The organism is Streptomyces sp. NBC_01341, from assembly GCF_035946055.1.
Taxonomy (GTDB): Bacteria; Actinomycetota; Actinomycetes; order Streptomycetales; family Streptomycetaceae; genus Streptomyces.
The window spans coordinates 2097289-2117748 of the sequence record NZ_CP108364.1 but is presented as its reverse complement, the minus strand read 5'-3'; the positions used below and the strand labels follow the sequence as shown (position 1 = coordinate 2117748).

At 70.3% G+C, this 20460-nt stretch carries 22 protein-coding genes and 1 pseudogene; 21 read left to right on the top strand and 2 right to left on the bottom strand.

Annotated elements, in window-relative coordinates:
• Positions 1-93: 93 nt before the first annotated feature.
• Positions 94-1641, top strand: coding sequence for a signal recognition particle protein (ffh, locus tag OG206_RS08970; protein WP_327114054.1), 1548 nt, complete (start codon positions 94-96; stop codon positions 1639-1641).
• Between the two features lie 58 nt (positions 1642-1699).
• Here ffh and OG206_RS08965 read toward each other — a convergent pair whose 3' ends face one another.
• Complete coding sequence (locus OG206_RS08965; RefSeq protein WP_327114052.1) at positions 1700-2560, bottom strand: SAM-dependent methyltransferase; 861 nt, start codon at positions 2558-2560, stop codon at positions 1700-1702.
• A 521-nt stretch (positions 2561-3081) separates the two neighbouring features.
• Here OG206_RS08965 and OG206_RS08960 point away from each other — a divergent pair.
• The 17 genes from OG206_RS08960 to OG206_RS08875 all read left to right on the top strand — a co-directional run bounded on the left by OG206_RS08960 (position 3082) and on the right by OG206_RS08875 (position 16571).
• Entirely contained in the window at positions 3082-3675 is a 594-nt protein-coding gene (locus OG206_RS08960) for a hypothetical protein (RefSeq protein ID WP_327114050.1), read from the top strand.
• A gap of 155 nt (positions 3676-3830) precedes the next feature.
• Entirely contained in the window at positions 3831-4271 is a 441-nt protein-coding gene (rpsP, locus tag OG206_RS08955; RefSeq protein ID WP_015578912.1) for a 30S ribosomal protein S16, read from the top strand.
• Positions 4272-4273: 2 nt separating this feature from the next.
• On the top strand, positions 4274-4513 hold the full coding sequence (locus OG206_RS08950; protein ID WP_014153811.1) for an RNA-binding protein: 240 nt from the start codon (positions 4274-4276) through the stop codon (positions 4511-4513).
• A gap of 105 nt (positions 4514-4618) precedes the next feature.
• The gene (rimM, locus tag OG206_RS08945; protein ID WP_327114045.1) at positions 4619-5209 is read left to right on the top strand and encodes a ribosome maturation factor RimM; all 591 of its coding nucleotides are present in this window, start codon (positions 4619-4621) and stop codon (positions 5207-5209) included.
• Entirely contained in the window at positions 5209-6030 is an 822-nt protein-coding gene (gene trmD, locus OG206_RS08940; RefSeq protein ID WP_327122218.1) for a tRNA (guanosine(37)-N1)-methyltransferase TrmD, read from the top strand. The genes rimM and trmD overlap by 1 nt, the downstream gene beginning before the upstream one ends.
• 124 nt (positions 6031-6154) lie before the next feature.
• A complete protein-coding gene (gene rplS, locus OG206_RS08935; protein ID WP_031100562.1) occupies positions 6155-6505 on the top strand; it encodes a 50S ribosomal protein L19 in 351 nt (116 codons plus the stop codon).
• A gap of 45 nt (positions 6506-6550) precedes the next feature.
• Positions 6551-7324, top strand: a complete 774-nt coding sequence (lepB, locus tag OG206_RS08930; RefSeq protein ID WP_327114043.1) for a signal peptidase I — start codon at positions 6551-6553, stop codon at positions 7322-7324.
• Positions 7317-8375, top strand: a complete 1059-nt coding sequence (lepB, locus tag OG206_RS08925; RefSeq protein WP_327114041.1) for a signal peptidase I — start codon at positions 7317-7319, stop codon at positions 8373-8375. Before lepB (OG206_RS08930) ends, lepB (OG206_RS08925) begins: the two co-directional genes overlap by 8 nt.
• Positions 8293-9174, top strand: coding sequence for a signal peptidase I (gene lepB, locus OG206_RS08920; protein ID WP_327122217.1), 882 nt, complete (start codon positions 8293-8295; stop codon positions 9172-9174). Before lepB (OG206_RS08925) ends, lepB (OG206_RS08920) begins: the two co-directional genes overlap by 83 nt.
• Positions 9175-9224: 50 nt before the next feature.
• Positions 9225-10001, top strand: coding sequence for a signal peptidase I (gene lepB / locus OG206_RS08915; protein WP_327114039.1), 777 nt, complete (start codon positions 9225-9227; stop codon positions 9999-10001).
• On the top strand, positions 9991-10479 hold the full coding sequence (locus tag OG206_RS08910; protein ID WP_327114037.1) for an NUDIX hydrolase: 489 nt from the start codon (positions 9991-9993) through the stop codon (positions 10477-10479). Before lepB (OG206_RS08915) ends, OG206_RS08910 begins: the two co-directional genes overlap by 11 nt.
• A 63-nt stretch (positions 10480-10542) precedes the next feature.
• Positions 10543-10851 carry a DUF2469 domain-containing protein gene (locus OG206_RS08905; RefSeq protein WP_003965949.1) on the top strand — a complete coding sequence of 103 codons (309 nt, stop codon included), beginning with the start codon at positions 10543-10545 and terminating at the stop codon, positions 10849-10851.
• A 131-nt stretch (positions 10852-10982) separates the two neighbouring features.
• Positions 10983-11342: a YraN family protein gene (locus tag OG206_RS08900; RefSeq protein ID WP_327114035.1), complete on the top strand. Its 360-nt coding sequence runs from the start codon at positions 10983-10985 to the stop codon at positions 11340-11342.
• Positions 11342-12964, top strand: coding sequence for a YifB family Mg chelatase-like AAA ATPase (locus OG206_RS08895; RefSeq protein ID WP_327114033.1), 1623 nt, complete (start codon positions 11342-11344; stop codon positions 12962-12964). Before OG206_RS08900 ends, OG206_RS08895 begins: the two co-directional genes overlap by 1 nt.
• Before the next feature lie 77 nt (positions 12965-13041).
• Entirely contained in the window at positions 13042-14148 is a 1107-nt protein-coding gene (gene dprA, locus OG206_RS08890; RefSeq protein ID WP_442805828.1) for a DNA-processing protein DprA, read from the top strand.
• A gap of 936 nt (positions 14149-15084) precedes the next feature.
• A complete protein-coding gene (gene whiG / locus OG206_RS08880) occupies positions 15085-15921 on the top strand; it encodes an RNA polymerase sigma factor WhiG (protein ID WP_327114029.1) in 837 nt (278 codons plus the stop codon).
• A gap of 92 nt (positions 15922-16013) precedes the next feature.
• Entirely contained in the window at positions 16014-16571 is a 558-nt protein-coding gene (locus OG206_RS08875; protein ID WP_327122216.1) for a TetR/AcrR family transcriptional regulator, read from the top strand.
• A 173-nt stretch (positions 16572-16744) separates the two neighbouring features.
• Here OG206_RS08875 and OG206_RS08870 read toward each other — a convergent pair.
• Positions 16745-17278: pseudogene (locus OG206_RS08870) on the bottom strand (murein hydrolase activator EnvC family protein); the annotation flags it as partial.
• A gap of 277 nt (positions 17279-17555) precedes the next feature.
• On the opposite strand from OG206_RS08870, the gene rpsB reads away from it, so the two are divergent.
• The 3 genes from rpsB (at position 17556) to pyrH (ending at position 20348) form a co-directional block, all read left to right on the top strand.
• Positions 17556-18476, top strand: a complete 921-nt coding sequence (gene rpsB / locus OG206_RS08865; protein ID WP_014153797.1) for a 30S ribosomal protein S2 — start codon at positions 17556-17558, stop codon at positions 18474-18476.
• Between the two features lie 101 nt (positions 18477-18577).
• Positions 18578-19414, top strand: a complete 837-nt coding sequence (gene tsf / locus OG206_RS08860) for a translation elongation factor Ts (RefSeq protein ID WP_327114025.1) — start codon at positions 18578-18580, stop codon at positions 19412-19414.
• A gap of 157 nt (positions 19415-19571) precedes the next feature.
• The gene (pyrH, locus tag OG206_RS08855; protein ID WP_327114023.1) at positions 19572-20348 is read left to right on the top strand and encodes a UMP kinase; all 777 of its coding nucleotides are present in this window, start codon (positions 19572-19574) and stop codon (positions 20346-20348) included.
• Positions 20349-20460: the final 112 nt, after the last annotated feature.

Sequence of the window (20460 nt, the reverse complement as noted above, 5' to 3'; positions counted from 1 at the left end):
GAACCGGGCGAGGGCTTTGCGTTCTCCGGGGTCCGGATACCCTTGAGGGCGACCGACCTGCCCCGCCCCCGACCCTGAGGACCGACGAGCGCCGTGTTCGATACTCTCTCCGACCGCCTTAGCGCGACTTTCAAAAACCTCAGGGGCAAGGGCCGCTTGTCCGAGGCGGACATCGACGCCACGGCTCGCGAGATCCGTATCGCCCTGCTCGAGGCCGATGTCGCCCTCCCCGTGGTGCGCGCGTTCATCGCCAACATCAAGGAGCGGGCGCGCGGCGCCGAGGTCTCCCAGTCGCTGAACCCCGCCCAGCAGGTCGTCAAGATCGTCAACGAGGAGCTCGTCGGCATCCTCGGCGGCGAGACCCGCCGGCTGCGGTTCGCGAAGAACCCGCCCACCGTGATCATGCTCGCGGGTCTGCAGGGTGCGGGCAAGACCACCCTGGCCGGAAAGCTGGGCCTCTGGCTCAAGTCCCAGGGCCACTCCCCGCTGCTCGTCGCGTGCGACCTCCAGCGGCCCAACGCCGTCAACCAGCTGAGCGTCGTCGCCGACCGCGCGGGTGTCGCGGTGTACGCGCCGGAGCCGGGCAACGGCGTGGGCGACCCGGTCAAGGTCGCCAAGGACTCCATCGAGTTCGCCAAGGCCAAGGTGCACGACATCGTCGTCGTCGACACCGCCGGCCGCCTCGGCATCGACGAGGAACTGATGCGGCAGGCCGCCGACATCCGTGACGCCGTCAGCCCGGACGAGATCCTCTTCGTCGTCGACGCGATGATCGGCCAGGACGCGGTCAACACCGCCGAGGCCTTCCGCGACGGTGTCGGCTTCGACGGTGTGGTGCTCTCGAAGCTCGACGGTGACGCCCGCGGTGGTGCTGCCCTGTCGATCGCCCACGTCACGGGCAAGCAGATCATGTTCGCGTCGAACGGTGAGAAGCTCGAGGACTTCGACGCCTTCCACCCCGACCGCATGGCGTCCCGCATCCTCGACATGGGTGACCTGCTCACCCTGATCGAGCAGGCGGAGAAGACCTTCAGCCAGGAAGAGGCCGCCAAAATGGCCTCCAAGCTGGCGTCGAGCAAGGGCAAGGACTTCACGCTCGACGACTTCCTGGCGCAGATGGAGCAGGTCAGGAAGATGGGCTCCATCTCCAAGCTGCTCGGGATGCTGCCCGGAATGGGACAGATCAAGGACCAGATCAACAACATCGACGAGCGCGACGTGGACCGCACGGCCGCGATCATCAAGTCGATGACCCCGAAGGAGCGCGCCGAGCCCACGCTCATCAACGGGTCGCGCCGGGCCCGTATCGCCAAGGGCTCGGGTGTCGAGGTCTCCGCGGTGAAGAACCTCGTGGAGCGCTTCTTCGAGGCCCGCAAGATGATGTCGAAGATGGCCCAGGGCGGCGGCATGCCCGGGATGCCCGGCATGCCGGGCATGGGTGGCGGTCCCGGCCGTCAGAAGAAGCAGGTCAAGCAGGCCAAGGGCAAGCGCAAGAGCGGCAACCCGATGAAGCGCAAGGCCGAGGAGCAGGCCGAGGCTGCCCGCCGGGAGCAGGCGGCGCAGGGTGGCGCGTTCAACCTGCCCGCCCAGGAGGAGAAGAACTTCGAACTCCCCGACGAGTTCAAGAAGTTCATGGGCTGACCGGCCCGTCGCACGCGAAGGGGCGCCCCGCCCGGCGGGGCGCCCCTTCGCGTTCCCGTCAGGTCACGCACACCAGGTAGCGGAAGACGTTCGGCATCCACACCGTGCCGTCGGCCCGCAGATGCGGATGCAGGGCCTCCGCGATCTCCTTCTCGACCTGGGCGCGGTCCGTCGCGCGTACGGCGGCGTCGAACAGGCCGGTCGACAGCAGCCCCCGCACGGCGCTGTCCACGTCCGCGTATCCGAACGGGCAGGACACCCGCCCGGAACCGTCCGGCTTCAGTCCCGCCCGTGCCGCCACGTCCTCCAGGTCGTCCCGCAGCGCCGGCCGCCAGCCGGCCTGGGTGCGCGGGGCGCGCGCGGACTCGGTGAGCCGGGCCGCGACCCGGAGAACCGGAGCCGTGGCACACCGCTCCGGCGGGCCCCAGCCGGCCAGCACCACCGTGGTCCCGCGGACGGCCAGTGGCACCGCCGACGCCAGTGCGGGCGCGAGCCCCTCGGAGTCACCGTCCGCGCACCCGATCGGCTGGAAGGCGGTCAGCAGGTTGTACGGCGCCGGGCGGTCCGCGCCGGCCGCCGCGACGCTGTCCACGAGCCTGGCCCGCGGAGCCCCGCTCCCCTCCTCCTGCCCCGCGCCGGCCAGGAGCCGTTCCCGGGCGAGGGCGAGCCGTTCCCGGTCGCTGTCGACGCCGGTGACGCGCGCCCCGCGTGACGCCGCCATCAGCAGCGCGAGCCCGGAACCACAGTCGAGGGAGAGCATCCGCGTGCCGGAGCCCACCTCGAGGCGCTCGTACACCGCCTCGTAGAGGGGCGCGAGCATGCGCTCCTGGATCTCGGCCCAGTCACGGGCGCGGGTACCGGCGTCCACCGGATCGGACGAGTCCGCGTACCTGTGGTGCCGGACGAGCGTTGGTGTCATGGAATGCGCCCCAATCCGCCGTGAGGTCGGTCGTGCCCGAGTGAGGTCCCCCATGTCTGTGTGCTGTGTATGTGTGCCCACAGCCCCCGTATGTCAGGGAACTCCGCATCGGCGGTCCCGTCCAGGGGTCGGACGGGGCGGGATCACATTGCTCGCGTGCTCCGGTCGTGCGCCCCCGGCGTCGCGCGGTGCGCGCGGACGCCGGGGTGCGACGCGCCGGCCGCTCGCTTCCTCACAGTCTTACCCGACACGCCGGGCGCAGCACGTCGAGCGCTCCGCGCCCGCCCTGCCGCCGGTGTGCCGCCTCTGCTCCGTCCCGGGTAATGTCCCCTGAGGGTGCCGGGTCCGCGCCGGTGCGTACGTGCGGCTACGTCCTACCTTGGTGCGAGCTGTGATGCTTCTCCGCTGATCTGCGCACCCGCCCTCGTCGCGGCGCATGGAGGGAAACTGACTGGTACGTGCAAATTATTTGGGATGCCCCGGAATAGGAACACCGGAGCGCTCAGGCTCGTTGTCACGACGTGAGCACGACACCACCTGTACTTGCCGCAGAGCTGGCACAGGCGTGGGCCGACATTCAGCGGTACCACCCCGAGCTGCCCGATCTTGCCGCGCCAGAGTCCCTGATCGGAGAGTCCTCGTCCGCCTGTGGCGCCGAGCTCTCCTTCGAACGGCTGCTCCATGAGGCAGTCCACGGCATCGCCGCCGCACGAGGTGTCCGGGACACCTCGCGAGCGGGCCGCTACCACAATCGACGCTTCCTCGCGATCGCCGAGGAGCTGGGCCTCGACCATGCCGAGGAGCCCCACCCCAGCAGCGGATTCTCGCTGGTGACCCTGAATACCGAGGCCAAACGCAGATACCGTCCCACGGCGGAGCGGCTGCAGCGCGCTCTCAAGGCGCACACCGTCGCCACGGCCGCGGACACCAAGCGCTCGTTCCGCGGTCCCGCCGCCCGGCACGGTTCGTCCGGGGGAGGCGTGCGGGTCAAGGCCGTCTGCGACTGCGGTCGCAACGTCCGCGTCGTCCCGTCCGTCCTCGCCCAGGCGCCGATCATGTGCGGCGGGTGCGGCAAGCCCTTCCGTATCCCGGAAGCGGCGGTCGCGGTGGGGTGACCCCATGGGGTGTGGCACAATGGTCAGCTGTACTCGACAGTCGCACAGGACCCCTCTCTCCTCCGGCTGACGCGTCCATCGGGCACCCGAGTACCGCAACCCCACGTGGCATCTTTTGTGCCCAACCACGTCACAGACCAGGAGAGACCACTTCCGTGGCAGTCAAGATCAAGCTGAAGCGTCTGGGCAAGATCCGTTCGCCTCACTACCGCATCGTCGTCGCCGACTCCCGTACCCGCCGTGACGGCCGGGCCATCGAGGAGATCGGTCTGTACCACCCGGTGCAGAACCCTTCCCGCATCGAGGTCAACGCGGAGCGCGCACAGTACTGGCTGTCTGTCGGCGCCCAGCCGACCGAGCCCGTCCTCGCGATCCTGAAGCTCACCGGTGACTGGCAGGCCCACAAGGGCCTCCCGGCCCCCGCGCCGCTCCTGCAGCCGGAGCCCAAGGCTGACAAGCGCGCCCTGTTCGAGGCCCTGGCCACGGACGGCGACGAGGCCAAGGGTGAGGCCATCACCCAGAAGGCCAAGAAGTCGGACAAGAAGGCGGACGAGGCGGCCGACGCTGCCGCGTCCACCGAGTCGACCGAGGCCTGAGCATGCTCGAGGAGGCTCTTGAGCACCTCGTGAAGGGCATCGTCGACAACCCCGACGATGTGCAGGTCGCCTCGCGCGATCTGCGCCGTGGACGCGTGCTGGAGGTCAGGGTTCACCCCGACGACCTCGGCAAGGTGATCGGCCGTAACGGCCGCACCGCGCGCGCCCTGCGTACCGTCGTGGGTGCCATCGGTGGACGTGGGATCCGGGTCGACCTCGTCGACGTGGACCAGGTTCGCTGAAGAGTTGAACACCGGCCGGGGCCGGGGAGGGCTTTCGAGCCGTCCCCGGCCTTTGTCGTCCGTACATCACCGCCTCCTCAGCAAGAGAACACCGGGAGAAACAGCGTGCAGTTGGTAGTTGCGCGGATCGGTCGCGCCCACGGCATCAAGGGCGAGGTCACCGTCGAGGTGCGCACCGACGAGCCCGAGCTCCGGCTCGGGCCCGGCGCCGTCCTGGCCACCGAGCCCGCCCACGTGGGGCCGCTGGCCATCGAGACCGGCCGGGTGCACAGCGGAAGGCTGCTGCTGCGGTTCGAGGGGGTGCGCGACCGCACGGCCGCCGAGGCGCTGCGCAACACCCTGCTGATCGCCGAGGTGGACCCCGCGGAACTGCCGGAGGATCCCGAGGAGTTCTACGACCACCAGCTGATGGACCTCGACGTCGTCCTGGCCGACGGCACCGAGATCGGCCGGATCACGGAGATCACTCACCTGCCCTCGCAGGACCTCTTCATCGTGGAACGCCCGGACGGCAGCGAGGTGATGATCCCGTTCGTCGAGGAGATCGTCACCGAGATCGACCTGGAGGAGCAGCGTGCCGTCATCACGCCGCCGCCCGGTCTGATCGACGAGAGCGAGGCCGTCATCGCGTCCGTGCGCGACGAGGACAGCGCCGGCGACGACGCCGCGGACGACGGGAAGAAGGGCGGCGCGTGATGCGGCTGGACGTCGTCACGATCTTCCCCGAGTACCTCGAACCCCTGAACGTCTCCCTCGTCGGCAAGGCCCGCGCCCGGGGCAGCCTCGACGTACACGTCCACGACCTGCGTGACTGGACCCACGACCGGCACAACACCGTGGACGACACCCCGTACGGCGGCGGCCCCGGCATGGTCATGAAGACCGGCCCGTGGGGCGAGGCCCTGGACGACGCGCTGGCCGACGGATACGAGGCAGGGGCGCACTCCCCGGTGCTCGTGGTGCCTACACCCAGTGGCCGGCCCTTCACCCAGGAGCTCGCCGTGGAGCTGTCGGAGCGGCCGTGGCTGGTCTTCGCTCCCGCCCGCTACGAGGGCATCGACCGCCGGGTGACGGACGAGTACGCGACCCGGATGCCCGTCGTCGAGGTCTCCATCGGGGACTACGTCCTGGCCGGCGGGGAGGCCGCCGTCCTGGTGATCACGGAGGCCGTGGCCAGGCTGCTGCCGGGGGTGCTCGGCAACGCCGAGTCGCACCGGGACGACTCCTTCGCGCCCGGAGCCATGGCCGACCTCCTGGAAGGCCCGGTCTACACGAAGCCCCCCGAGTGGCGTGGCCGGGGCATCCCGGACGTGCTGCTGAGCGGGCACCACGGGCGCATCGCGCGCTGGCGGCGGGACGAGGCATTCCGTCGTACCGCGCTCAACCGGCCGGATCTCATCGAGCGTTGCGAGGCATCCGGCTTCGACAAGAAGGACCGCGAGATCCTCTCCATCCTCGGCTGGTCCCCGGAGCCCGGCGGCCGATTTTGGCGCAGGCCGCAGGCCGTGGAAGAATAGGCCCGCTGTACGTCCGGCGTGCGCCCCTGCCACAGGGGGACAGACGCCCGCCCGATGGGATCAGCATCCCGACCTCACTCTCTCCCGTCGATGACCTGTGGCATCGGCGAAGAAAGCAGACAACATGACTTCCCTGCTCGATGGCGTCAACGCCGCCTCGCTCCGCACCGACCTCCCGGCGTTCCGCCCGGGTGACACCGTCAACGTCCACGTGCGCGTGATCGAGGGCAACCGCTCCCGTATCCAGCAGTTCAAGGGCGTAGTCATCCGTCGCCAGGGCTCGGGCGTCAGCGAGACCTTCACGGTCCGCAAGGTCTCCTTCAGCGTCGGCGTCGAGCGCACCTTCCCGGTGCACAGCCCGATCTTCGAGAAGATCGAGCTCGTCACCCGCGGTGATGTCCGTCGCGCCAAGCTGTACTTCCTCCGTGAGCTCCGCGGCAAGGCCGCGAAGATCAAGGAGAAGCGCGACCGCTGATTCACCTCCGGCGTCCACAGCGGGGCCGGATAGAATCCGGCCCCGATGGACACGGAAGCACAGCACACGGAGCGCGATCGTTCCTCAGGCCCCGCAGACGGGCCGGAGGAGGGGTCGCGCTCCGCGCATGTCCGGGACCGGCTGCCCAGGTCGGTGTCCTGGGGGCGGACGGCGTTCCTGGGGATGGCCTGCACCGCGGCCCTGCTGCTGTTCAGCGCGTTCGTGCTCCAGCCCTTCCTCATCCCCAGCGGATCTATGGAACCCACATTGAGAATCGGGGACCGGGTACTCGTCAACAAACTGGCGTACCGTTTCGGATCCGAACCCCGGCGCGGCGACGTGGTGGTCTTCGACGGCACCGGATCGTTCGTGCGGGAGGCGGACACCGGCGGCGACCCCGTGGGCGAACTGCTGCGCGGGGCGGCCGCGTCCCTGGGACTGGCCGAGCCCGCCGGGACGGACTTCGTGAAGCGGGTGGTGGGCGTGGGGGGCGACCGGGTGGTCTGCTGCGACAGGCTGGGAAGGCTCGAGGTGAACGGCACCGCGGTGAGCGAGGGCTACATCCACCCCGGGGACAGACCGTCCGAGGTCGCCTTCGACATCGTGGTGCCCGGCGGCACCCTGTGGGTGATGGGGGACCATCGCAGCAGGTCCCGGGACTCCCGCGACCACCTCGGGGAGCCGGGCGGCGGCATGGTGCCGCTCGACCGTGTGATCGGGCGGGTCGACTGGCTCGGCTGGCCGCTCGGCAGGGTCGGCTCCCTGGAGGGCACGGACGCCTTCGCGGGCATACGGCCGACAGGCGCGGACCGTGGGTAACCGCGGGCGTGGCCGCGACGGGACGGACGCCAGTCCTCCGCTGCCCACCGGATCACGGCCGACGACCCCACGCTCGCTGCCCACACGGGCGGAGCGGAGAAAACTCGCCCGCAAGGTGAAACGCCGCAGACGCAGATCCGCGATCAAGGAGATTCCGCTCCTCGTCGTGGTGGCCCTGCTGATCGCGCTGGTGCTGAAGACCTTCCTCGTCCAGGCCTTCGTGATCCCCTCCGGGTCGATGGAACAGACCATCAGGATCGGCGACCGGGTACTCGTGGACAAGCTGACCCCGTGGTTCGGCTCCGAACCCGAGCGCGGTGACGTCGTCGTCTTCAAGGACCCCGGTGGCTGGCTGCAGCAGGAGGCCCCCGCCACCGAGGACCCGCCGGCGGGCATCAAGCAGATGAAGGAGTTGCTGACGTTCATCGGGCTGCTGCCCTCCGAGGACGAACAGGATCTGATCAAGCGCGTGGTCGCCGTCGGGGGCGACACCGTGAAGTGCTGCGGTACCGACGGCAGGATCACGGTCAACGGCGTGGCGCTCGACGAGCCCTACCTGAACCCCGGTGATGTGCCCTCCACTCTCAAATTCGAGGTAAAGGTTCCGCAGGGCCGGATCTTCGTGATGGGCGACCATCGGTCCAACTCCGCGGACTCGCGCTTCCACCTCGACAAGCCCGGAAACGGCACGGTCTCACAGGACCAGGTCGTGGGCAGGGCCGTCGTGATCGCCTGGCCGTTCGGTCACTGGCGCAGGCTGGAGGAGCCCGGGACGTACGCGTCGGTCCCCGACGGGCGCGCCAGGACGACTGCGGGGCCGAGCCCGTCGAATAGTCTGTCCTCCCAGGATCGCAACGGAATGGTCCTGCTCCCGACCCCTGCGGAACTCCCGCTCGTTATGGGAGTGGTGGGCCTGCGCCGGATCGGACGCGGGCGGTGGCACGGAGTGAGGAGTGGATGTGGGGGATTTGGCGGTCGGCGCACGATCCGGACACGACGAACCCGAGGACCGGCCTTCTGGCGAGGGAGTTCCGGTGGGTGCGGACAGTGACGGCGATGCCGCGGGCGGTGGCAGCAGGGCGGTGAAGAAGCCGCGCTCCTTCTGGAAGGAACTGCCGCTCCTCATCGGTATCGCGCTCATTCTCGCGCTGCTGATCAAGACCTTCCTGGTACAGGCGTTCTCGATCCCCTCGGACTCGATGCAGAACACCCTTCAGCGGGGTGACCGGGTACTGGTCGACAAGCTGACCCCGTGGTTCGGCGCGGAGCCGGAGCGCGGCGAGGTCGTGGTCTTCCACGACCCGGGCGGCTGGCTCGAGGACACCGCGACGCCCGAGCCCAACGCGGTGCAGAAGTTCCTGAGCTTCATCGGGCTGATGCCGTCGGCCGAGGAGAAGGACCTGATCAAGCGGGTCATCGCGGTAGGCGGTGACACGGTCGAGTGCAAGAAGAACGGGCCGGTCACGGTCAACGGCAAGGCGCTCGACGACAAGTCGTTCATCTTCAAGGGCAACAGCGCGTGCGACGACGAGCCGTTCGGTCCGGTCCACGTGCCCAAGGGCCGGATCTGGGTGATGGGCGACCACCGGCAGAACTCGTGGGACTCCCGTTACCACCAGGAGCTTCCCGGCGGCGGCACGGTTCCCAACGACGAGGTCGTCGGCCGGGCCATCGTGATCGCATGGCCGATCAGCCGCTGGGCGACCCTGCCTGTGCCGAAGACGTTCGACCAGCCGGGGCTGAACGCTGCGGCCTCCGCCGCCGTGCCGGGAGCACTCGGTGTAGCCGGTGCGCTGCCCCTCGTGTTCTGGCGTCGCCGCAGGCTGACCCACGGGCGTACCGCCGGGTAGGGTGCCGACTCGGATCAGCGATTGTCGATCTCCGATGGGGGAGCGCTGGGATGAGTGGAACAGGACGTACGGATGACGGCCACGGTCGGCTCGGCACTGTGTTGTCGAACCTGGCCGTGGCCGTCGGCTGTGTGCTCTTCCTCGGCGGATTCGCCTGGGGAGCGGTGGTGTACGCGCCGTACACGGTGCCGACCGACTCGATGTCACCGACGGTGAACGCCGGGGACCGGGTGCTCGCCGAGCGGGTGGACGGCGGTGACGTGCGGCGTGGTGACGTGGTCGTTTTCACCGACTCGGCCTGGGGCGACGTGCCGATGGTCAAGCGTGTCGTCGGCGTCGGCGGTGACACGATCGCGTGTTGCGGCGACGACGGCCGCCTCACCGTCAACGGCAAGCCCATCGAGGAACCGTATCTGCGGGCGGACGGCGCCTCGTCACTCGTCGGCGCGGACGGCAAGGCCCCCGCCTCCGCCCAGAAGTTCACGGCCGACGTTCCGGAAGGACAGCTGTTCCTCCTCGGGGACGAGCGCGACACCTCGATGGACTCCCGCGTCCACCTGGAGGACCCCGGGCACGGTTCCGTACCGCGCAGTGCCGTCCAGGCGCGCGTGGACGCCGTGGCGTGGCCCCTGGACGGCATGATCGGCCGGCCGCAGGCCTTCGCGTCCCTGCCGGGAGGGGTGTCGTCCAGCGGGCCCCTGCCGCTGCAGGCCGGCGCCCTGGTGGTGGGAGTGGTCCTCATCCTGGGCGGAGCGGCCTACGGCCCTTTGGCGGCCCGGTCCGCCCGTGGCCCGAAGAGGCGGAAGGCGTCCGCCGGTGCCCGCTGAGGCACGCAGGGTCGCCAGGGTGATCCTCCTGGACCCTGACGACCGGATCCTGCTGCTCCACGGCTTCGAGCCCGACGACCCGGCCGACACCTGGTGGTTCACCCCGGGGGGCGGGCTGGAGGGGGACGAGACCCGCGAGCAGGCCGCGCTCCGTGAGCTCGCGGAGGAGTCCGGGATCACGGACGTCACGCTCGGTCCGCTGCTGTGGACGCGGGTCTGCTCCTTCCCGTTCGACGGGCGTCGCTGGGACCAGGACGAGTGGTACTTCCTGGCCCGTACGTCGCAGACCTCCACGGACCGGACGGGGCACACGGAGCTCGAGCTGCGCAGCGTTGCCGGTCTGAGGTGGTGGACTTCCGCCGAACTGCTGGCCACGCGTGAGACGGTGTACCCGACCAGGCTCGCCGGGCTGCTGCGCACGCTGCTCGACGAGGGTCCCCCGAGTGTTCCGCTGGTCCTCGCCCCCGAAATCGTCTAATCGGCCAGGGGTGCGCGGGGCTGACGCACAATAGGGGGACGCACGGCTGAAGGGGAACATGCCATGAGTGCCGAGGACCTCGAGAAGTACGAGACCGAGATGGAGCTGAAGCTCTACCGGGAGTACCGCGATGTCGTCGGTCTGTTCAAATATGTGATCGAGACCGAACGGCGCTTCTACCTCACCAACGACTACGAGATGCAGGTGCACTCGGTTCAGGGTGAGGTCTTTTTCGAGGTTTCCATGGCGGACGCGTGGGTCTGGGACATGTACAGGCCCGCCCGGTTCGTCAAGCAGGTCCGCGTCCTGACGTTCAAGGACGTGAACATCGAGGAGCTCAACAAGAGCGACCTCGAGCTTCCCGGAGGCTGATGCCGACGGCGCTCCCCGGTATCCCGGCTCACTCGTACGAGTGGCCGGGATTTCCACAATGAGGGGGTTATCCACCAAGATCCAATGGATTGCGCGTGAGGCGTCATCGTCGGTGCCGGAGGTGGTGCCGAATGAACGCACGGGGGGCACTCGGGCGGTACGGCGAGGACCTGGCGGCGCGGCTGCTGGCGGATGCCGGAATGGCCGTCCTGGAGCGCAACTGGCGATGCCGGGCGGGAGAGCTCGACATCGTCGCCATGGACGGCGACGCGGTGGTCGTCTGCGAGGTGAAGACACGCAGGGAGGGCTCCTTCGAGCATCCGATGGAGGCAGTCACGCCGGCCAAGGCCGACCGGCTCCGCAGGCTCGCGGAGATCTGGCTCGACAGGCACGGCGGGCCGCCGCCAGGCGGGGCCCGGATCGATCTGGTCGGGATCCTCGTGCCCAGGCGGGGCGCTCCGGTCGTCCAGCACGTGCGGGGCGTGGCCTGATGGGATTCGCGCGGGCGTGCTCGGTGGCGCTGGTCGGCGTCGAGGGTGTGGTGGTGGAGGTCCAGGCCGATCTGGAACCGGGTGTGGCGGCCTTCACGCTCGTCGGACTGCCGGACAAGAGCCTGGTGGAGAGCAGGGACCGGGTCAGGGCCGCGATCGTCAACAGCGGGGCGGAGTGGCCGCAGAAAAAGCTCACGGTGGGGCTCTCGCCCGCCTCCGTCCCGAAAAGCGGTTCGGGTTTCGATCTCGCTGTTGCGTGCGCGGTGCTCGGCGCGGCGGAGCGGATCGACCCGGCGGCCATCGCCGACGTGGTGATGATCGGAGAGCTCGGCCTGGACGGCCGGGTGCGACCCGTGCGCGGGGTACTGCCCGCGGTGCTCGCGGCGGCGGAGGCCGGGTACCGCCAGGTCGTCGTCCCGGAGCAGACGGCGGGGGAGGCCGCCCTGGTGCCGGGCATCTCGGTCCTCGGCGTGCGGAGCCTGCGCCAGCTGATCGCCGTCCTGGGTGACGAACCCGTACCGGACGAGACGGCGGCCGACCTCGGCCGCCCCGACGCGATGCTCGCCGGGCTGATGGTCCCGGGTGCGGGCATCGGCTCGGGGCTGGTGCCGCTCTCCGCCGACGGCACGGGGCACCGGCCGGACCTGGCCGACGTCGCGGGCCAGGTGCGGGCACGCACGGCCCTGGAGGTGGCGGCGGCGGGCGGACACCACCTGCTGCTCTCGGGTCCGCCCGGCGCGGGGAAGACCATGCTGGCCGAGCGGCTCACGGCGATCCTGCCTGCGCTGACCCGGCGGGAGTCCCTTGAGGTGACGGCGGTGCACTCGGTCGCGGGCATCCTCCCGCCGGGGGAGCCGCTGATCGGCAGGGCGCCGTACTGCGCCCCGCACCACTCGGCGACGATGCAGTCGCTGGTCGGCGGGGGAAACGGCCTTCCCAGGCCGGGAGCGGTGTCACTCGCGCACCGGGGCGTCCTGTTCCTGGACGAGGCTCCGGAGTTCTCGGGCAGGGCGCTGGACGCGCTGCGCCAGCCGCTCGAGTCCGGGCACGTCGTGGTCGCGCGTGCGGCCGGGGTCGTGCGGCTGCCCGCGCGCTTCCTGATGGTCCTCGCGGCGAACCCCTGCCCGTGCGGCAGGCACACCCTGGCCGGGTCGGGATGTGAATGCGCGCCCTCCGCGGTCCGCCGCTACCAGGCGCGGCTGTCCGGTCCGCTGCTGGACCGGGTGGATCTGCGGGTGGAGGTCGAGCCGGTGAGCAGAGCCGACCTGCTGGGCGGCGGAGGCCGGGGCGAGTCCTCGGCCGAGGTGGCCGCCAGGGTGCGGCAGGCCAGGGCCAGGGCCGCCGAACGGCTCGCCGGCACACCGTGGACGACCAACAGTGAGGTACCCGGCCACGAGCTGCGTACCCGGCTGGTCGCGGCGCCCGGCGCGCTGGCGGCCGCCGAGCGCGACATGGAGCGCGGCGCCCTCACGGCCCGCGGGCTGGACAGGGTCCTGCGCGTGGCGTGGACGGTGGCCGACCTGAGAGCCGCGGACCGTCCCGACGCCTCGGACATCGCCGTCGCCCTGGAGCTCCGGACGGGCATCCAGCGCGGCGTCCCGATGCGGGCGGGCGCCTCGTGAACGGGCAAGGTGTCCAGAGGCAGGGCCCGCCACCTGACGGTCACCGGGAGAGGCTGGCCCGTGCCGCACTGACCCGCGTGTTCGAACCCGGGGACGAGCGCGGCGGCCGCTGGCTCCGGGAGATGGGCCCCATCGAGCTGATGCGGCGTCTGACTGTCGGTGACGGACCGGGGCAGTTGCTCGAAGGGGCGAGCGTCACGCGCCTCGCGGGCTGCCGCCTGAGGGCATCGGGTGTCGATCCCGGGCGGGACCTGGCGGACGTGTCGGCGATCGGCGGGCGGTTCATCTGTCCCGGTGACCGGGAGTGGCCGACCCAGCTCGACGATCTGGGCGACGCGCGGCCCATCGGGCTGTGGGTCAGGGGCGCCCCCGACCTCCGGCTGTGGGCCCTGCGCTCGGTCGCGGTCGTCGGGGCCCGGGCGTGCACCCCGTACGGCGCCCATATGGCGGCGTCCCTCGGAGCGGGGCTTGCCGAACGGGGCTGGGTGGTGGTGTCCGGTGCGGCCTTCGGGGTGGACGCCGCGGCTCATCGCGGTGCGCTCGCCGCCGGAGGGGCGACCGTCGCGGTGCTGGCCTGCGGAGTGGACGTCGCCTACCCCAGAGGGCACACCGAGCTGATCGGACGCATCGCGGAACAAGGCCTGATCGTGGGGGAGTTGGCTCCTGCGTCACATCCGACCCGCAGCAGGTTCGTGATGCGGAACCGCGTCATCGCCGCGCTGACCCGCGGGACAGTGGTGGTGGAGGCGGAATACCGCAGCGGTTCGTTGGTCACCGCCCGCAACGCACAACGGTTGGGCCGTCATGCGATGGGTGTCCCCGGCCCCGCCACCAGCGGACTGTCGTCCGGAGTCCATGAACTCCTGCGCGGTGAGGGCACCCTGGTCACCGACGCCTCGGAGGTGGCCGAACTCGTGGGCAGCATAGGCGACCTGGCCCCGGTCCGGCGCGGCCCGGTGCTGCCGAGGGACCGGCTGGACGCGGACACCGCACACGTCCTGGACGCGCTTCCGCGCAGCGGGGCCGTGGGCGTGCCCGATGTGGCCCGCGAGGCCGGGGTGGGCGCCGACGAGACGCGCGCCCGGCTGTACGAACTGCACTCCATGGGGTTCGTCGAACGCGACGGCGGAGGCTGGAGGTTGGCGGAGGCACCTCCGTCGGCGGCAGGCGACGCGCTCCCGTAGCTGCCGTGCCTCGCCGCTCGCCGCCTTGTCCGCGGGGCGAACGTACGGTGTGAGGGGGTGCCGCGCCCACTTCCGGGCTCTTCCCGGCGGGTGCCGCACCCAGGTCCCCGGGGAGGTTCTGCGGCCGCAGTCCTCGTGGCGGCTCCCGGTTGACCGGCGCCCGCCGGGTGCCGTGCGCCGGGTGCCGGTTTCGAGCCGCCCTCCCCTCGGCTCGCGCGTGGACATCGCGCTCATGCCTCCGGCGTCCGGTTCACCCATGACGGTGAGATCCAGGCGCGGGCGTCGGACCGGCGCAACCGGACGCCCGCGGTGACCCGGCGGGCGCACCACGTGGCGGCGTCCCCTCGGCGGCCTTGCTGTCGGGGTGCCTATGGGTTCGGCTGCCCGGTTGCTTGTTGCCGAGGCGCCCGCGTCTTCGGGTGCCCGCATGTCTCCCCAGGTAGCGGTGCGGCGCCGGCCCGGCCGTCCGCCCGGATGCCCCCTCGTCCACGTTCACGCTCCGAGTGGCTGACGCGGCGGGTCGTCCGGCGTTCACGCCACGCCGTGCGTCGCCCGCAACGGTGCGCAGACCTCGGCCTGTTGTACGAACCGCACTTACTGGGGTTCGTCGAACGCGAGGGCGGCCGATGGCGGTTGACACCGGTACCCACACGCAATGGGGACGTGCGGCGAGGCGGTACTTGACCCGGAGCATTCGGGTGAAAAGGTGTTGCCGATGACCTCAGCAGCACCCGGTCAGGCCTCCGGGGGCCGGTGCGCGCGGCGGCGTCCCCCGCCTTCGGCCGCGTCCGGGGGTGGGGGAAATGAAACGCAATCGCACCGCACGGTTCCCTTGTCCTGAGCGCACCGCAACACCTCAGTCACGCTACGCTCACAAGGAATCCGCCCCAGAGACACGTCCCAGCACTCCCACAGCAGAACGGCTCAAGGCACCACATGCCCCAGCACACCTCCGGGTCTGACCGCGCGGCAGTCCCACCGGCTGCGCGTGGCACTGTGCGCCCCGCCGCTCCTTCCTCACTCGAAGAGTTGTGGCGTTCCTACAAGACCACCGGTGACGAGCGGCTGCGTGAGCAGCTGATCCTGCACTACTCGCCCCTGGTGAAGTACGTGGCCGGGCGGGTCAGCGTCGGGCTGCCGTCCAATGTGGAGCAGGCGGACTTCGTCTCCTCCGGCGTCTTCGGGCTGATCGACGCCATCGAGAAGTTCGACATCGAGCGCGCGATCAAGTTCGAGACCTACGCCATCACCAGGATCCGCGGTGCGATGATCGACGAACTCCGCGCGCTGGACTGGATTCCCCGGTCCGTCCGGCAGAAGGCGCGCAACGTCGAGCGTGCCTACGCCACCCTCGAGGCACAGCTGCGGCGTACCCCCTCGGAGGCCGAGGTCGCGGCGGAGATGGGCGTCGCCCTGGAGGAACTGCACGCGGTTTTCAGCCAGTTGTCGCTCGCCAATGTGGTGGCCCTGGAGGAACTGCTCCACGTCGGCGGTGAGGGCGGCGGCCGGCTGAGCCTGATGGACACCCTCGAGGACACCGCCGCCGACAATCCGGTCGAGGTCGCCGAGGACCGTGAACTCAGACGACTGCTCGCACGCGCCATCAACACACTTCCGGACCGGGAGAAGACCGTGGTGACCCTCTACTACTACGAGGGCCTGACCCTTGCCGAGATCGGCAACGTCCTCGGGGTCACCGAGAGCAGGGTCAGCCAGATCCACACCAAGTCCGTGCTCCAGCTCCGCGCGAAGCTGGCCGACGCCGGACGCTGACGGAAGCGGCCCCGCCCACCCCGCGTATGCCCACTCCCTTCCGACGGGCGCCGCCGTAGAGTGGACGGGTGCCCAGGATTCGAGCGGCCTCCGTGGCCGAGCACCGGACCATGCAGCGCGGCGCCCTCCTGGACGCCGCTCGCTCCTTGCTGTCCGAGGGCGGTACGGAGGCGCTGACCTTCCCCGCCCTCGCCGAGCGCACCGGCCTCGCCAGGTCCTCCGTGTACGAGTACTTCCGCTCCCGCGCAGCCGTCGTCGAGGAGCTCTGCACCGTCGACTTCCCCGTCTGGGCCGCCGAGGTCGAGAACGCCATGGAGCGCGCCGGTACGCCGGAGGCGAAGATCGAGGCCTACGTGCGCAGGCAGCTCGACCTGGTCGGGGACCGCAGGCACCGTGCGGTCGTGGCCATCTCCGCGAGCGAACTGGACGCGGGTGCCAGGGAGAAGATCCGCGCCGCGCACGGCGGGCTGATCGCCATGATCGTCGAGGCGCTCGCGGACCTCGGCCACACCGAGCCGAGACTGGCGGCCATGCTGCTCCAGGGCTCCGTGGACGCCGCTGTCCGCAGGATCGAGCTGGGTGCGGCGGAGGAGCCGGGCGTCGTCGCGGACACCGCCGTGGCCATGATCCTGCGCGGCGTGCGGGGCTGACCTGACTCACGTGCCGGGCCTGTGTGCGACGTGGCATCGGGCAGCGGCACGCCGAGCACCGGCAGCAGCCGGGAGGGCCCGCGCCGCAGCAGTGAGGGTGGCAGCAGCGTCAGAGGATCCAGGTAGACGTCGCCGCGTCTGAGGCCCCAGTGAAGACACCCGGCGGCGCAGTGCGAGGGTTCCGGCCCGACGACTCCGACCACCTGCCCTGCCGACACCTCGTCGCCCGCGGCGACCTCCGCGCGCACCGGCTCGTAGGTGAAGCGGAGCGGGGGCTCTCCGGTGCCGGCCACATCGACGGAGACCACCCCGCGCCCCGCCACCGGACCCGCGAAGACGACCCGCCCCGGCGCGGCGGCCCGCACCGGGGTACCCGGCGGGGCGCCGAGGTCGACGCCGCGGTGCCCCGGCGCGTACGGACCGGCGGGCTGCTCCCAGCCCCGTACGACAACGGGTCGTCCCGCCAGTGGCCAGGCCCGGCTGCCGTCCCCTCCCGTCGACGCCGGTGCCCCCGTCGACGTGGGCACCGAGGCCACCGTCGCTGCCGGTGCCGGTCTCCACGGGACGGAGGCTCCCGTCAGGACGGCGAGCAGTGGCGCCGCCGTCGAAAGGGCGAGCAGCACCGCGAGGAACGCGGCGGGAGGGCGGGCCTGCGAAGGGCGGACGAACGGGAGCCGGACTACGTTGATGGCAGGTGTGCGGCGCATGACCGAACCATCTCCCGGCGGCCCGTTCCGCGGGGATCATGGCCTTTTCCTGTGGACGGCCGAGCCCCTGTGGACATCGCCGTCACCCGGCACCCGACGGGTCCCGTACACTTCTTCTGGCGATCCGGGTCACCGGGTCGACTTCGCACGCCCCTCCATCTCCCTCTCTGCGGACGGTGGCCGCGCCTCTCGGTCCTTTGTGGCACGGCGCGTCGGGGCGTCAGGCGCGACAGCAATCCTGCGGTCGCGACAACCGAGTACCTCAAGGAGTACGGCCATGGCCGTCGTCACGATGCGGGAGCTGCTGGAAAGCGGCGTCCACTTCGGTCACCAGACCCGTCGCTGGAACCCGAAGATGAAGCGCTTCATCTTCACCGAGCGCAACGGCATCTACATCATCGACCTGCTCCAGTCGCTGTCGTACATCGACCGCGCCTACGAGTTCGTCAAGGAGACCGTCGCCCACGGCGGCTCCATCATGTTCGTGGGTACGAAGAAGCAGGCCCAGGAGGCCATCGCCGAGCAGGCGACGCGCGTCGGCATGCCGTACGTCAACCAGCGTTGGCTCGGTGGCATGCTCACCAACTTCTCCACCGTCTACAAGCGCCTTCAGCGTCTGAAGGAGCTCGAGCTCATCGACTTCGAGGACGTGGCCGCCTCCGGCCTCACCAAGAAGGAGCTCCTGGTCCTCTCCCGCGAGAAGGCCAAGCTGGAGAAGACCCTCGGTGGTATCCGCGAGATGCAGAAGGTGCCCAGCGCCGTCTGGATCGTCGACACCAAGAAGGAGCACATCGCCGTCGGTGAGGCGCGCAAGCTCCACATCCCGGTCGTCGCGATCCTCGACACCAACTGCGACCCCGACGAGGTCGACTACAAGATTCCGGGCAACGACGACGCGATCCGCTCCGTCACGCTGCTCACCCGCGTGATCGCCGACGCCGTCGCCGAGGGCCTCATCGCCCGTTCCGGTGCCGCGACCGGTGACTCGAAGCCGGGCGAGAAGGCCGCCGGCGAGCCCCTCGCCGAGTGGGAGCGCGACCTGCTCGCGGGCGACAAGAAGGCTGACGCCGAGGGCACGGACGAGGTCCAGTCCTCCGCCGAGACCGAGAAGGCCGCCGACGCCGAGCCGGCCGCCGCCGCTGCCGAGCAGGACGAGGCCGCCGCCGAGGCTCCGGCCGCGGACGCCGAGCAGGCCTGACACCCGTCAGTCACGGCTGAATGACGGCGGGGGCAGGTGCACTGGCACCGCCCCCGCCGTTCACCCGTAGATCTTTCAGACTTCGAGAGAGAAACAGACTCATGGCGAACTACACCGCCGCTGACGTCAAGAAGCTCCGCGAGCTCACCGGCGCCGGCATGATGGACTGCAAGAAGGCGCTCGACGAGGCCGACGGCAACGTCGACGGCGCTGTCGAGGCGCTCCGCATCAAGGGCCAGAAGGGCGTCGCCAAGCGCGAGGGCCGTTCCGCCGAGAACGGTGCCGTCGTCTCCCTCGTCTCCGAGGACAAGACGTCCGGCGTCCTGCTCGAGCTGAAGTGCGAGACGGACTTCGTCGCCAAGGGTGACAAGTTCCAGGCCGTCGCCAACACGCTCGCCGCGCACGTCGCCGCGACCTCTCCGGCCGACATCGAGGCGCTCCTCGCCTCGGAGATCGAGTCCGGCAAGACCGTCCAGGCGTACGTGGACGAGGCGAACGCCAACCTCGGCGAGAAGATCGTCCTGGACCGCTTCGCGCAGTTCGACGGTGCGTTCATCTCCGTGTACATGCACCGCACCATGCCCGACCTGCCGCCGCAGATCGGTGTCATGGTCGAGCTGGACAAGGCCGACGCCGACCTGGCCAAGGGGCTGGCTCAGCACATCGCCGCCTTCGCGCCGAAGTACCTGTCCCGCGAGGACGTCCCCGCCGAGATCGTCGAGGCCGAGCGCCGCGTCGCCGAGGAGACCACGCGCGCCGAGGGCAAGCCCGAGGCCGCGCTCCCGAAGATCGTCGAGGGTCGCGTCAACGGCTTCTTCAAGGAGGCCACCCTCCTCGGCCAGCCCTACGCGCTGGACAACAAGAAGTCCGTCCAGAAGGTCCTGGACGAGGCCGGTGTGACCCTGAAGCGCTTCACGCGTATCAAGGTCGGCATCTGAGTCCGTCCGCGAACAACGGTGGACCCGATAGGGTCTGGTGCAGTCGTCGGCCGCACTCAGCCGTACGACCGCAGATCTGACGAGGAGGCCATTGCCGCTGAGGGACGAGAGACCCACCGGCAATGGCCTTCTTCGTATGTGCACGAGGAGAATCTCCATGAACAAGGGCGCGGACGCCACACAGGGTGACCACAAGCGCGACGACGGCACGATTTCCGGACGCTTCATGCTGAAGCTCTCCGGCGAGGCCTTCGCCGGTGGCGGAGGCCTCGGCGTCGACCCCGACGTCGTGCACACCATCGCCCGCGAGATCGCCGCGGTCGTACGTGACGGTGCGGAGATCGCGGTCGTCATCGGCGGCGGCAACTTCTTCCGTGGCGCCGAGCTCCAGCAGCGTGGCATGGACCGGGCGCGGTCCGACTACATGGGCATGCTCGGCACCGTGATGAACTGCCTGGCGCTGCAGGACTTCCTGGAGAAGGAAGGCATCGACTCGCGCGTCCAGACCGCCATCACCATGGGCCAGGTCGCGGAGCCGTACATCCCGCTCCGTGCCGTGCGGCACCTGGAGAAGGGGCGCGTCGTGATCTTCGGCGCCGGCATGGGAATGCCGTACTTCTCCACCGACACGACCGCGGCCCAGCGTGCCCTGGAGATCGATGCCGAGGCGCTGCTGATGGGGAAGAACGGAGTGGACGGGGTCTACGACTCCGACCCGAAGGCCAACCCCGACGCGGTGAAGTTCGACGCCCTGGAGTACGGCGAGGTCATCGCACGCGACCTCAAGGTCGCCGACGCCACCGCGATCACGCTGTGCCGTGACAACCAGCTCCCGATCCTCGTCTTCGAGCTGACCGCCGAGGGCAATATCGCCCGCGCGGTCAAGGGTGAGAAGATCGGCACGCTGGTGAGCGACCGGAGCACCCGGGCCTGACAGCCCCGAAGATGGACAACGGCCTGCCGGTCGGACACCGTGCAGGTGAGGACGCGACGCAGGATCCGCAGGCCCCGGCTGTGCCGGGTCCGCTCAAGACACGCAGGAGCAC